Here is a 12,877-nt window from a genome sequence, read left to right on the forward strand (position 1 = left end):
TTTTTCTTCTATTTTCCAAACCGGAACCAAAACCGCGGGCCGTCCGCGCCGTTTTCCGCGCCAAAGGGATAGCCGTGCAGCTCAAAAACCGCTCTTGCAATCGCAAGACCAAGCCCGGTGCCTTCGTCCGTCCGGGCGGGGTCTCCCTGATAATACGCATCCCAAAGCCGGGGCAGGATATCTTCGCCGATCGGCTCGCCCGTGTTTTCCACCGCGCACACGCCGTTTTCGATGCGCACGGTAATGCGACCGCCAACCGGCGTAAAGCGAACCGCGTTGCCCAGCAGGCTGTCGAGCGCGCGGGTCAATAGCGCGCGGTCGGCCAACGCTTCGTCCGCCCCGTCAGAAACGACCCGCGTTTCCATGCCCTCGGTCAGCGGCGCGGCGGCGTACAGCATATCCTCGGCCAGCGCGGCCAGCGAAAGGGGTTCGCGGCGCAACTGCTCCGCCCCCGCTTCCAGCCGCGACAGGTCGAGCATTTTTTTTTACGCTTCCATCCATCCGCGCGGCCTGTTCTTGGATGACGGATAGATAATGCGTCCGCTTATCCGCGGCCAAGTCGCTTTGCAGCAGTTCGGCGCTGGCCGATAGCACGGCGAGCGGCGTTTTCAGCTCGTGCGCGAGCGCGTTTGTCGTGTCGCGCCGCACCTGTTCCAGCTTCTCTTGCTTTTTCCACACCCGGTTCAGCCGCCACGCGAGCAGCGCGGAGAGCACCAGCACCATCACAAAGCACAGCCCATAAACCGGCGCCAGCTGTTTCACTGCCGTTTTTAGGGGATAGGATACCGCGCCGTATACGACGGTGTAGGGATCATCCCGTTCTCTACCTCTTAAGGAACGCTCACTGGTTCTGTCTGAAACCTCATGTTTAAAGATCAGTTGCAGCTTCCATAGTCCATTCATCGTTCCTGTTTGCAATGTTGGTTGATACATTGCTTCAATCTCAGGTCCCGCCGCATACAGGCTTTCACGGAGCGCGACACGATCGGGATCGTTCTGGTACGCGATGAATTCCTGATAACTGATCTCCGGCGAGCCACTTCCCCGATTGCTTAAACCGTTGAGTAAGCTGCTTGTGCCAAGCATCTCCGTTTTATAAGGTAATCCGTCCGTTTTCACACCCTCGGGCTGGAATGTGAAAAGAACGGGCCTGTCGTTCAAATGTTCCGCACTCCATCCATTTTCGCTCACGTGTGTGATGCGCATGTTATCCTTATAAATTTTATGCGGTATGATCATTTGACCGTCTAGCCAGCCATCAACCATGAAATTATAAACAACGTCACCAATTTCATACGTTCCCCACATGTCCATATTCCAGTCGTCGATCATCATTTGACAAATCGTTTGCTGTTCCTCCTTGGTCAGCCACCGATCTATGTCAATAAAATAATCTGCGGGACTTGGCACATGGCCCTCTGAAATGTTCCAATAGTTTTCCGTTGCCGCTAATAATGGTTTATCCTCCTCACCGTACAGCGCAAGTTCCACTTTTAGGTTAGGGTAGGCATAGTATTTTTCAGAAAACATGGTATTGATCAGATTACCCATTCGCTCTTCATCCGTGTATTTTTGGGTCTGCCGGATCTGTGCCATCTTCTGCGCGACACTGGTCGCGCGGTTTGACATCGTCCATACGTCGGCCTCCCGTTTTTGCGCTGCAGCCAAATACGTAAATCCCGCCATCGCGGCGACGCAAAAGGCCAGATAACCCGCAAACACGCGCCAAAAGAAGCCCCAAAACGTCTTATGTTTTCCCTTCATCCTCATCCACCTCCAACCGGTAGCCCGCCTTGACGACGGTTTTGATATATCCCGCACACGGGCCGAGCGCCCTTCTCAGCTTTTTGATATGGCTGTCGATCACGCGGTCGGTGCCGTCAAAATCCCAGCCCCAAACGCGGACGAGCAGCGCTTCGCGCGACAGAAGCTGGCTCCGCTGCTCCATCAGCAGCCGCAGCAGCGCGAACTCCTTGGGCGGCAGGTCGAGCCGCGCGCCGTTCGCGAAAACCGTGCCGCTGTCCGGGTCGAGCGTCAGCGCGCCCACGGTCAGCCTGCCTTCCCGGGTCAGCCCCTTGGCGCGGCGCAGCAGCGCCTGCACCTTGGCATACAGCACGGCGAGCGAAAACGGCTTTACCACATAATCGTCCGCGCCCAGCCCGTAGCCATGCAGCTTATCCGCCTCGTCCTCGCGCGCGGTGACAAACAGGATGGGCGCGTCGCCCTTTTCGCGCGCCGCGCGGCAAAGCGTAAACCCATCCGCTCCTGGCAGCATGATGTCGAGCAGCAACAGATCAAACGTCGTTTCCTCGATTTGCCGCAGCGCCTCGCCGCCGTCCGCCGCCGGAACGATCCGCAGCGCGCCGCCGCTTTTCTCGGTAAAATAATCGGTTATAACCTCGCGCATCGCGGTCTCGTCCTCGGCAAGCAAAATCGTATACGCCATTCGGCAGGCCCCCTTTCTTTATTCCTGCCCCCAGTATAGCACGGCCATCTGTCCTTTTGATGACTCTTTGCAAAAAACTTCTATCTTACGGGAACCAATCGCGTGCCGTGCGCATCTTACGGTTATCAGGGAATGAAGAAACGAGGTGACACCATGGCACAAAATAGCATGGCCGTTCACGCCGAGCACCAAGCGCGGTTTGCCGCGTTGATCGAGCAAAACCGCCGTTCCATGTTCCGCGTCGCCCGCGCTATTTTGTCCTGCAACGCGGACGCGGAGGACGCGGTCAGCCAAGCGACGCTGAACGCATGGCAAGCGTTCGGCCGCTTGCGGGACGACCGCGCCGCCACCTCGTGGCTGCTCAAAATCACGGTAAACTGCGCGCGCGATCAGTTCCGCAAGGGTGCGCGCGTCACCTATGTGGAGGACCTCGCGCCCTATGCGGGCGAAGCGGAAGCGCCGCTGATATCCGATTTGTGGGAGGCGGTATGTCGTCTGCCGGAGGATAGCCGCGCGCTTGTCACGCTCTATTATTATAACGGCCTTTCCATTAACGAAGTCGCGCATGTGCTGGGCATCCGCACGGGCACGGCCAAGTCCCGTCTCGCCCGCGCGCGCGGCAAACTCAAAAACATGTTAGAGGAGGATGCGCCATGAACGATTTTGATGAGTGCCTGCGCGCCCGCGCCGCGTATGAAGACTGCCCGCTGCCGCCCGGCTTTGCCGCGCGCTCCGATTCTTTGTTGGCGATCCTGCCGCAGCGCCGCCGGTTTCGTCCGCATGTGGCCGCTCTGCTGGCCGCCGCCCTTCTTTTGCTGACCGCTTGCGCCGTATTGAGCGCCTTCGACTATCTAAGCGCCCGCGACCCGTTTCGCCAAATGGAGATGAGCGCCCTGTATGAACAATACGCGCAAGACGTAAACCTGACCGGCAAAGCAAACGGCTACACCCTAACGATTGAAAAGATCGCGCTGGACGATAACACCTGCACCCTGTTTTACACGGTTCAAAGCCGCAAGGCGCTGCCGACTGTTCAGGAAATAGTTGCTGACGATAAAAACGCGCCCGACACTTGGCAGGCGCAAGCCGTCGGCATGTCCTTTCGCCTGACTGCAAATGGTGAAAACATCGGCACTTCCCTGCTCGACTGTATTTCCTATCTTGACGGCAGTCACAAAATGATTGCCCTCGAGCGGCTGAGCCTTGACACCCCCATCCCCTCCGGCACGAAACTGCAAATACATACGGAACTGACAGACCTGTCCGATCCCGCCCGCAATGGCGCGCGCTGGTTGTTCGATATCGCCGCCCAGACCGTACCGAGCGAGCATTACACCCCCGGCACTGTATTTGAGTGGAACGACGGTTTCTACTCGCACACCATTACAGTGGAAGCGGTCGACCGCTCACCGCTTGGCTGCTTTCTCACGATGCACGATTCGCTGGGCGGAACAGGCCATCTGGATCCGGAATTTTCTCTGCGCGACCAGAACGGAAACGGCATCCCATACCGCCGCGCGTCGAATGTGGTCTCCGACCGATTTACCTATGAGCTGCTCGGCGATCTCACCTCGCTCACCGAATTGACCATCGTGCCGCTGCGCCCTGAGAAGAACGGCGACTTCCACCGCATGCTGATCCCGGTCGACCGCGTTCCCAAAGAGTTGCATGCTTACGGCTACGCGCTTACAACGCTTACGCTGGACAGCCGCCGCCTTTCGATGACCTTCCGGCCCGACGGCATGACCATTCCCCCCGCTCTTTATCCTGTTGCCGCGGATCAAACCGGAGAGGAGCTTTTTGATTCGTATGTGGATGCTGCGGTGAGCCATCAGGACGGCTCGGTCCACATCACCCTATCCTTCCGTGTACCGCTCACACCGGACCAGCTGCGGCGGCTCACGCATGTGCGCCTGCAAACCCGCGTTTTCTCGCTTTCGGAAGACGCCGCCGTATCGATCGCCCTATGAAAACCAGCCGCCGCCGCTTGACAAGCGGCCGCCGTTCGTTTACAGTGAAGATACACGCAATAAGGAAGGAGCTTTTCATGGAAAGAACGTATATCATGCTCAAGCCGGACGCTTTGCAGCGCGGACTGAGCGGCGAAATTCTGGCCCGCATCGAGCGCAAGGGCTACCGCATCACGCACATGAAGACCATGCAGCTTGACGAGGCGATCCTGCGCGAGCATTACGCCCACATCGCCGGAAACGGTTACGTATATGGTTAGCGGCCCCGTGCTCGCCATGGTCGTAGAGGGGGAAAACGCGGTGCGCGGCCTGCGCATGCTGATGGGCCCGACCAAGTTCGAGGACGCGCAGCCCGGCACGATCCGCGGCGACTTCGCGCATTCGACCACCTACAACATCATCCACGGTTCGGACAGCCCCGAAAACGCCGAGATAGAGATCCGCCGCTTTTTCGGCGACCTCTAAGCGCCGATACGGCTCCGCAAAAACAAAAAGCCGCCGCAAGCGAACTTGCGGCGGCTTATATTTTGCTTTACTTGATCTTTTCTTCTTCCTTGACATCCTTCATGGACAGGTTGACGCGGCCCTTGTCGTCGATCTCCATGACCTTGACCCAGACCATATCGCCTTCCTTAACAGCGTCCTCCACCTTTTCAATGCGGTGGTCGGCCATCTTGGAAATGTGAACCATGCCGTCCTTGCCGGGCAGCAGGTTGACAAACGCGCCGAACGCCATCAGGCGGACGACCTTGCCGTAGTAAATCTCGCCGGCTTCCGGCTCCTTAACAATGGCTTCGATCATCTTCTTGGCCTTCTCCGCATCGGTCGCCTTGATGGCGGCGATGGTGATGGTGCCGTCGTCCTCGATGTCGACCTTTGCGCCGGATTCGGCAACGATATTCTGGATCACGCTGCCGCCCTTGCCGATAACCTCGCGGATCTTATCCGGGTGAATATGCATGGTGGTCATCTTGGGCGCCCAATCGGAAACATCGGCGCGCGGCGCGTCGATCGCCTTCAGCATAACTTCGTCGAGGATGCCATAGCGGGCAACGCGGCACTTTTCAAACGCCTGCTTGATGATGTTCGGGGTCAGACCGTCGACCTTGATATCGACCTGAATCGCGGTGATACCCTTCTTGGTACCGGCCACCTTAAAGTCCATATCGCCGTAGAAGTCCTCAACGCCCTGAATATCGGTAAAGGTGGTCTCCTGACCGCCATCCGTGATCAGACCGCAGGAGATACCGGCTACCGGCGCCTTGATCGGCACGCCGGCGTCCATCAGAGCCAGCGTGGAACCGCAGACCGAGCCCTGCGAGGTGGAACCGTTGGAGGAAACGACCTCGGAAACCAGACGCAGCGCGTACGGGAATTCGCTCACCGGCGGGATCACGGGCAGCAGCGCGCGCTCAGCAAGCGCGCCGTGGCCGATCTCGCGGCGGCCGGGGCCGCGCGACGGACGGGTTTCACCGACCGAGTAGGACGGGAAGTTGTAGTGGTGCATATAGCGCTTTTCTTTTTCTTCAAAGATGGTGTCCAGCTCCTGCGCGTCGCCCAGCGTGCCGAGCGTGCAAAGGGTGAGCACCTGCGTCTGGCCGCGGGTGAATAGGCCGGTGCCGTGTACGCGGGGCAGCACGCCGACTTCGGCGGCCAGCGGACGGACTTCCTCCATGCCGCGGCCGTCCACGCGCTTGCCGGAGGCCAGCCAGCGGCGAACGATCTTCTTTTCGAGCTTGTCCACGCACTCGTCAAGGAACGCGCCGTGCTCGGCGAGGTATTCCTCGGAAAGGGTGGCCTTGAACGCATCGACGACTTCGCGGATGCCCGCGTCGCGCACAGTCTTGTCGTCCGTATCCATGACGCGCTCAAACTCGGAAACACAGTCGGCTTCCAGCTTGTCGAACAGCTCATGGTCGATGTCGTGGTGTTCGTAATCGAACTTGGGCTTGCCGATCTGATCCTTGATATCGGAAATGAAGGCGCACATCTTCTTGATTTCCTCGTGCGCTTCCATCAGCGCGTCAAACATCGTATCCTCCGGCACTTCGTTCGCGCCGGCTTCGATCATGACGATCTTGTCCTTCGTGGCGCACAGGGTCACTTCCATATCGGAGACCTTGCGCTGCTCGGAGGTGGGGTTCATAACCATCTTGCCGTCGATCAGGCCGACGGAAGCGCCCGCCACGACATAGTCGAACGGGATATCGGAAATAGAGACCGCGATGGACGCGCCCAGCAGGGACACGACCTCGGGCGAATTGTCAAAATCGTTCTCCAGCACGGTGCAGACGATGGAAACGTCGTTTCTCAGGTCCTTGGGGAACAGGGGGCGCATCGGGCGGTCGATCTGGCGGGAAGCCAGAATGGCCTTTTCGCTCGGGCGGCCTTCGCGGCGCATGAACGAGCCGGGGATGCGGCCAACGGAGTAGAGACGCTCCTCAAAATCGACCGAAAGCGGGAAAAAGTCGATGCCGTCGCGCGGCTTGGCGGAAGCGGTGGCGGTGACGAGCACGGCGGTGTCGCCGTAGCGCACCAGACACGAGCCGTTGGCGAGCTGTGCCAGCTTGCCGGTCTCGACCGTCAGCTTGCGGCCGGCGTAGGTGGTTTCAAAAACGCGGTGATCCTTGAAATCAAAGTGGTTGATGTTTGACATAGTTTGTCCTCCTTATTTTTGATCCCGGAGGGCGGCGAGCGGCTTTTAGCACTTGAAGCAGGGGCAACGTTTTGCCGGTTCACGGGTGTGCTGTGAACGGCAAATTTGCGGTTTGTCTCTCCTTCAACTGCTAAAAAACGGGCGGGCCGCCTTCCATTGAAATACAGAAACAGGGGAGCAGACTGCTCCCCTATTTTTCTCTTACTTACGGATGCCGAGCTTGGCGATCAGTGCGCGGTAACGGTTGATGTCCTTCTTCTGCAGGTAAGCCAGCAGCGAACGGCGCTGACCGACCATCTTGAGCAGGCCGCGGCGGGAATGGTTATCCTTCTTGTGGATCTTCAGGTGCTCGGTGAGCTCCTGAATGCGCGCGGTCAGGATGGCGATCTGGACTTCCGGCGAGCCGGTGTCGGTCGCATGGGTGCGGTTTGCTTCAATTACAGCGGTTTTGTCTTCCTTACGGATCATGGTATCTTTCACCTCATTATAATATTACCCACTGCGCCGGGCCGCGGAGGAGGGAAACTTGACACGGTAGGAACGTGCCCTGTATATCCGGCGGCTAAGCACGGGGCCAAAGTTATAATTATGATAACACAGTGCCGGGATTTTGTAAAGCTTTTTCTTGATTTTGCACATGCAAGGGCTTTTTGCATGGATTTTCCGCCGCTTTTTGTCGAATTGCACAGATGTAAACAAATTGTAAAGAAGCGATTTGTAAAATATGAATCTTGCCTAGAAAAGACAATAAGTGATATAATTCTTTTATTCGGTGGACAACCAGAGACATCCACCCTCTTTATTTTTCGGAAGAAACGCGGCGGGGCTGTGCAATCGTGCGGCCTGATGTCGCGTTCTTTTTTTAATCATTCGATCACAACCGCCGGTTGGATCATTTCATATATTTTATGCGATTCCGGACAAGCTTTGTCCGGAATTTTTGTTATAATAGAGAAAACAGCTGAAAGGGGTGTTCCCGCCATGGAGACCGTTCCGGCCAAAACCATAGTAACGAACGCCAAGGCGCCCAGCGCATGGTTTGGGGCGCGTTATATGATGAACATCTACCGCGGCTGCTGTCACGGCTGCATTTACTGCGACAGCCGCTCCGAATGCTACCGGGTGGAGGATTTCGACACCGTGCACGCAAAGGAAAACGCGCTTGCCATCATCCGAAGCGATCTGAACCGCAAAACGCGTTCCGGCGTGGTGGCGACCGGCGCGATGAGCGACCCCTATAACCCGTTTGAGCGCGAGACCGAACTGACGCGCCACGCGCTTGAACTTATTTCCGCCTATGGTTTCGGCGCGGCCATCGCCACCAAGAGCGATCTGATCTGCCGCGATATCGACGTGCTGCGCGAAATACACGCAAACGCCCCCGTACTATGCAAAATGACCGTGACCACCACGGACGACGCGCTCGCGAAAAAGATAGAGCCGCGCGCCCCCTCGCCCACCCAGCGCTTTGACGCGCTCGCGCGGCTGGCGGCGGCCGGTCTGCCCACCTGCATCTTATTGATGCCCGTTTTGCCGTGGCTGACCGACAGCGGGGAAAATATACGCGCCATTGTAAGAAGCGCCAAGGAAGCGGGCGTGATGGGCATATACCCCGCCTTCGGCGTGACCATGCGCGACCGCCAGCGCGCCCACCTGTACGAAGCGCTGGACCGGGAGTTCCCCGGATTGCGCGAAAAATACGCGGCGCGTTACGGCACGCGCTATTCCTGCGGCGTGCCGCGCGCGAAAGCGCTGTGGCACCTATTCTCCACCGCGTGCGATCAGGCGGGCCTGTTCTACCGCATGCGCGATATCATCCGCCGCTACCAGCGCGGCTACGGGGATGGGCAGCTATCGCTTTTTCTATAACGCTTACGCCTTTTGCTGATACATTTTCCGGTCCGCCGCTTGGATCAGCTCGTCCGGCCCGGCAGCGGCGTCCGAACGCACCGCGCCAAAGCATAGCGATAGCGAAAACGGGTAGGCCGAGGTGTTGCTGCACGCGCGCAGCATGCGGTCGGCTTCGCGCAGCTTGCGCCCGGCCTCTTCTTCAGTGTAGTCGGAGAAAAGCGCGATAAACTCATCCCCGCCGTAGCGGAACAGATGATCCGCCCCCGGCCGGAGCACGCGCCCGATCTCCTGCGCGGCCGCCAGCAAGTACGCGTCGCCCGCCGAGTGCCCGATCCGGTCGTTGACGTGCTTGAGCCCGTTCAGATCGATAAAGCACAGGCAAAACGGCTCGCGCCGGTCAACCATTCCTTCAATGCGCTGCTGCGCGCACTGCCGGTTAAACAGGCCGGTCAGCGCATCGCGAAACGCCAGCGAGCGCAGGCTTTCGGTTTCCCTGCGCTGTAAGCGCACCTCGGCGCGCATTTTTTCATTTTGCTTCCGGTATAGGGACAGACGGCACATGCGGATGGTATACCACAGACCGTATTGATAGCCCACAGCCGTAAACACCGCCGATTTGATGCCCCACAGCTTGAGCACCAGCAGATTTTCCCCGGTGCTGTACAAAAGCAGGCCCAACGACAGATAACCGTAAAGAATCGCCGCCATCCATAAAAACACGCGCAAATGCTCCCTGCTGCGCATGACCAAGCGGAGCGCCCGGATACGGCCGGGCTTCAAATACAACTGAAACACCAGCGCGGCCAAAAGGAAACCGGCCATGACCGGATACAGCTTGATATTGTCCGCCTGACTGGTATTGTTATTCACCGCGTTCAGCGGCACATCGAGCACGAGCGTGACAATGCAGCGGCTGAGCATATTGAAGGTGAGCCCAATCAGCGCGCCTTGCAGCGCAAGCAAGCCGGAAGGCAGCAGGCCGCCGCGAAACAGCGGCAGCGTTTCGGCAAACAAAAGCGCGAACAGCAGCGTCCAGTTCACGATCAGGTGGAACTGCATCACGCTGCACAGGAAAAACACCGTGTAATTGACAAGGAACAGGCCCAGCGTGTACCGCACTGGGGCGGCGGGGCGCGCCAGCGCTTTGGCGGCGTAAGTAAAATACCGGTCGCAGTAGCAATAGGCGGCGGCAGCGGCTAAAAGCAGTCTCAGCACGTCACGCACCTCCCTGCACGGACCGACGGCCCCGTTGCTTATCCTGATACATGGCGGCGTCGGCCTGATCGATCAGCGCCTGCGCCTCGGGCGGCGTACCGCCCGCGTAGCAGGCCACGCCAAAGCTAAACGGGCACTTATCCTGACCACCGGCGAGCCGGTCGCGGACCGCGCGCATGCGTTTTCCGGCTTGCTCCTCATCGGCGGACGGCAGCAATACAAGGAACTCGTCCCCTCCGTAGCGCGCAAAAATATCCTGCGGCTGCTGCAAGCGGCTGAACCGCCCGGCAAAATCGCGCAGGTGGTCATCCCCCGCCTTGTGGCCATGCCGGTCGTTGACCTGCTTGAGCCGGTCCAGATCGATAAATACGGCGGCAAAGGGCTCGCCTTGCTCCAGCATGGTCTGCATGCGCGCCACGGCATAGCTGCGGGAATAAGCGCCGGTGAGCGCGTCGGACGAGGCGCTGCGGCGCAGCATGGCGGCGGTGCGCGCGTTGGTTTCGATCTCCTCGCGCAGCTCCGCGTTTTCCCCCTCCTCGCCGATGTTTTCCACAATGGCGCTGATATCGCGCAAGAAACAGGCGATAAGAAACAGCAGTAGCGCGTTGCTGCCGATCAAAAACAGCGGCGTGTGCAGGGTAAGCGTATCAAACCGGCCCAGCATCCCATCCACCAAAATGGAAAGCACGCACCACCACAGGCAACGGTTGAAGGGCCGAAAATCGCCCCGGCCCTCGTCCCGCGCGAACAAGGCGATCACCCGGCTATGCCGCAGCATGATCATGCCGCACGCCAGATCGGCCGTCATCGCCAGAATCAGGGTGAACAGCCGCCGCATCGGGTCGTTCATGGCGTCGGCCAAACTGAGCCGTCCCGCGAGCGCGACCGCGCCGATCGCCATCAGGTGCAGCGCCGCAAAGGTGACAAACCGTGTATGGAGCAGGGCCTGCCTCGTCAGCCACGCGCCGCGGCGCGGCAGCAGGCGCACAAGCTTTACCAGATAAACGAGCGAATAGAACGCCAAAAGCGGGATGCGCCATACCGTCAGCGCGGTAAACAGCAGCGCCGCCGGAACATACCCGGCGATACGCCAACCGAGCCCATCCCCGCATGGCCCGCACAGTGCATCATCCAAACGCAGGCAAACACGGCTGTGCAGCACGGACAGCACCACGACCAAAACTACCGCGACCAGCACAGCTTATCTACCCCTTCCTCATTTGTTGAATTTTTTTCCTATTTAAATATGCTACCACATCGCTCTTTGCTTTTCAAGCGCGAAGGCTGGTGCATTTCGCCGGTTTGGGCGCGCTAAAGTATCTCACGCGCGTAAATTACCACAAAAGGGCGCTTCTTTCGGAAATCTTAATATTTTCCTTTTACATTCCTTAATTTCTTACCGGCATACTGCTAGGTAGAGGTGATGAGGAATGAAACGAGCAAAGCTGGCGCCGGCCGCGCTGTCGCTTGTTCTGCTGCTGACAGGGTGCGGCCCACAGCCTGCCGGGCCGGGTTCGGCGGATAGCGCGCGGTGGAACCCCGCGCTGAATAATATACTCGGTCTGACAGCCGAGCAGCGCTTGGAGGATTACGACTATTTCCGGGACACGCTGCAAAACAGCTACCTGTACCTTGGCGTGCACGACCGGGAAGTACCGGACGACCCGTCAAGCGGCATTTTTGACGAGTACCGCGAGTTGATCGCCGCAAACGATACGGACGAGGCCTTTTATACCGCGCTTTACAGCTGCCTATACCGTTTGAACGGATTTGGCCACCTGTGGCTGATCGAACCAGAGGGTTATCAAGCTACGGTGGAAGCGGCCCAACTAGGCGCTTACAGCGATAAGCCCTATTGGGCCGAGGTGATCGGCAGCTCAAAGGCCCGAGAGGGCTACGCCAAGCTATCCGCCTATTTAGCGGAGCGGGACAAGGACGATCCATATGACGGCCAGAGCCCCACGGTGGACGAGGATTACCAAAACCTGCGCACGATGCTGCTGCCCGGCGGTGAGATCGGCTACATCAAGATCGACAGCTTTCTCGCGCCGTATGAGTACGAGGAGGAACAGAACGCGCTTTTCGCCTTTTACGAGCAGGCCGCAAATTGCACCGACCTGATAATCGACCTGACCGAGAACAGCGGCGGCAGCGAGCTTTACTGGCAGAATCTGATCGTCGCGCCGCATATCGACCAGCCGCTCGCCTGCGAAAACTACGCGTTGCTGGCCAAAAGCGAGAATAACACGCCCTATATCGAATCCGCTTTCCGGCCGGAGGAGCTGCACCCGATCGCCGAACTGCCAAAGCTGCCCGCCTTTCAGCAAAGTGGCACCCAAGCCGCCACCCATTTTATAGTCAGCAAGCTTGCGGTCTCGCCCTCCGCCTACCGCAGCCCGTTCCGTGGACGCTTATGGTTTTTGGTGAATGAAAGCGTGTACTCGGCCAGCGAGAGCCTGTGCGTGTTTGCCAAACAGACCGGCTTTGCCACACTGGTTGGCACGCAGACCGGCGGCGACGGCATCGGCGCGCTCGACCCGGTTTATATGACGCTGCCCAACAGCGGCCTGATGATCCAGTACTCCATGATGTTCGGCCTGAACCCGGACGGTTCAAGCAGCGAGGAAGCGGGCACCACGCCCGATATCGTTTCGCCGGCCGGAGAAACGCCGCTGATCACCGCGCTGCGCGCCATCATCGAAAAATAGAACAAGAGGACGTTGCTATCATTCGCAACGT

The 12,877-nt window shown here is 58.7% G+C and carries 11 protein-coding genes and 1 pseudogene; 5 read left to right on the forward strand and 7 right to left on the reverse strand.

The genetic code is table 11. The features are described from left to right. Positions 1-8: 8 nt before the first annotated feature. Genes RWV98_RS16650 through RWV98_RS16660 form a run of 3 tightly spaced genes read right to left on the reverse strand, consistent with a single transcriptional unit; the run spans position 9 to position 2,446 of the window. Positions 9-440: a sensor histidine kinase gene (locus tag RWV98_RS16650; RefSeq protein ID WP_317862179.1), complete on the reverse strand. Its 432-nt coding sequence runs from the start codon at positions 438-440 to the stop codon at positions 9-11. Continuing rightward, the gene (locus RWV98_RS16655; RefSeq protein ID WP_317862180.1) at positions 343-1,764 is read right to left on the reverse strand and encodes a histidine kinase dimerization/phospho-acceptor domain-containing protein; all 1,422 of its coding nucleotides are present in this window, start codon (positions 1,762-1,764) and stop codon (positions 343-345) included. The genes RWV98_RS16650 and RWV98_RS16655 overlap by 98 nt, the downstream gene beginning before the upstream one ends. Beyond that, positions 1,748-2,446, reverse strand: coding sequence for a response regulator transcription factor (locus RWV98_RS16660; RefSeq protein ID WP_317862182.1), 699 nt, complete (start codon positions 2,444-2,446; stop codon positions 1,748-1,750). Before RWV98_RS16660 ends, RWV98_RS16655 begins: the two co-directional genes overlap by 17 nt. 153 nt (positions 2,447-2,599) lie before the next feature. On the opposite strand from RWV98_RS16660, the gene RWV98_RS16665 reads away from it, so the two are divergent. The 3 genes and pseudogenes from RWV98_RS16665 (at position 2,600) to ndk (ending at position 4,881) form a co-directional block, all read left to right on the forward strand. Beyond that, positions 2,600-3,103 (forward strand): RNA polymerase sigma factor, encoded by a 504-nt coding sequence (locus RWV98_RS16665; RefSeq protein ID WP_317862183.1) that lies wholly within the window; start codon positions 2,600-2,602, stop codon positions 3,101-3,103. After that, the gene (locus tag RWV98_RS16670) at positions 3,100-4,416 is read left to right on the forward strand and encodes a DUF4179 domain-containing protein (RefSeq protein ID WP_317862185.1); all 1,317 of its coding nucleotides are present in this window, start codon (positions 3,100-3,102) and stop codon (positions 4,414-4,416) included. Before RWV98_RS16665 ends, RWV98_RS16670 begins: the two co-directional genes overlap by 4 nt. A 77-nt stretch (positions 4,417-4,493) precedes the next feature. Then, positions 4,494-4,881, forward strand: a pseudogene (ndk, locus tag RWV98_RS16675) (nucleoside-diphosphate kinase). A 67-nt stretch (positions 4,882-4,948) separates the two neighbouring features. Here ndk and RWV98_RS16680 read toward each other — a convergent pair. Together RWV98_RS16680 and rpsO are read right to left on the reverse strand one after the other, a co-directional pair. After that, positions 4,949-7,072: a polyribonucleotide nucleotidyltransferase gene (locus tag RWV98_RS16680; RefSeq protein WP_280962296.1), complete on the reverse strand. Its 2,124-nt coding sequence runs from the start codon at positions 7,070-7,072 to the stop codon at positions 4,949-4,951. Positions 7,073-7,273: 201 nt separating this feature from the next. Continuing rightward, the gene (gene rpsO, locus RWV98_RS16685; RefSeq protein ID WP_280962295.1) at positions 7,274-7,540 is read right to left on the reverse strand and encodes a 30S ribosomal protein S15; all 267 of its coding nucleotides are present in this window, start codon (positions 7,538-7,540) and stop codon (positions 7,274-7,276) included. A gap of 513 nt (positions 7,541-8,053) precedes the next feature. On the opposite strand from rpsO, the gene RWV98_RS16690 reads away from it, so the two are divergent. Then, a complete protein-coding gene (locus RWV98_RS16690) occupies positions 8,054-8,941 on the forward strand; it encodes an SPL family radical SAM protein (protein WP_317862187.1) in 888 nt (295 codons plus the stop codon). Positions 8,942-8,944: 3 nt separating this feature from the next. Here RWV98_RS16690 and RWV98_RS16695 read toward each other — a convergent pair whose 3' ends face one another. Together RWV98_RS16695 and RWV98_RS16700 are read right to left on the reverse strand one after the other, a co-directional pair. After that, on the reverse strand, positions 8,945-10,138 hold the full coding sequence (locus RWV98_RS16695; RefSeq protein WP_317862189.1) for a GGDEF domain-containing protein: 1,194 nt from the start codon (positions 10,136-10,138) through the stop codon (positions 8,945-8,947). Between the two features lies 1 nt (position 10,139). Further along, entirely contained in the window at positions 10,140-11,336 is a 1,197-nt protein-coding gene (locus RWV98_RS16700) for a GGDEF domain-containing protein (RefSeq protein WP_317862191.1), read from the reverse strand. A gap of 232 nt (positions 11,337-11,568) precedes the next feature. On the opposite strand from RWV98_RS16700, the gene RWV98_RS16705 reads away from it, so the two are divergent. Continuing rightward, positions 11,569-12,846 (forward strand): S41 family peptidase, encoded by a 1,278-nt coding sequence (locus tag RWV98_RS16705; RefSeq protein ID WP_317862192.1) that lies wholly within the window; start codon positions 11,569-11,571, stop codon positions 12,844-12,846. Positions 12,847-12,877 lie beyond the last annotated feature (31 nt).

It is taken from the genome of Agathobaculum sp. NTUH-O15-33 (assembly GCF_033193315.1).
Taxonomy (GTDB): Bacteria; Bacillota; Clostridia; order Oscillospirales; family Butyricicoccaceae; genus Agathobaculum; species Agathobaculum faecihominis_A.

Coding starts and splice junctions, on each gene's coding strand:
- RWV98_RS16655 (WP_317862180.1), bottom strand. CDS start 1,764: ATGAAGGGAAAACATAAGACGTTTTGGGGCTTCTTTTGGCGCGTGTTT.
- RWV98_RS16670 (WP_317862185.1), top strand. CDS start 3,100: ATGAACGATTTTGATGAGTGCCTGCGCGCCCGCGCCGCGTATGAAGAC.
- RWV98_RS16660 (WP_317862182.1), bottom strand. CDS start 2,446: ATGGCGTATACGATTTTGCTTGCCGAGGACGAGACCGCGATGCGCGAG.
- RWV98_RS16705 (WP_317862192.1), top strand. CDS start 11,569: ATGAAACGAGCAAAGCTGGCGCCGGCCGCGCTGTCGCTTGTTCTGCTG.
- rpsO (WP_280962295.1), bottom strand. CDS start 7,540: ATGATCCGTAAGGAAGACAAAACCGCTGTAATTGAAGCAAACCGCACC.
- RWV98_RS16665 (WP_317862183.1), top strand. CDS start 2,600: ATGGCACAAAATAGCATGGCCGTTCACGCCGAGCACCAAGCGCGGTTT.
- RWV98_RS16690 (WP_317862187.1), top strand. CDS start 8,054: ATGGAGACCGTTCCGGCCAAAACCATAGTAACGAACGCCAAGGCGCCC.
- RWV98_RS16680 (WP_280962296.1), bottom strand. CDS start 7,072: ATGTCAAACATCAACCACTTTGATTTCAAGGATCACCGCGTTTTTGAA.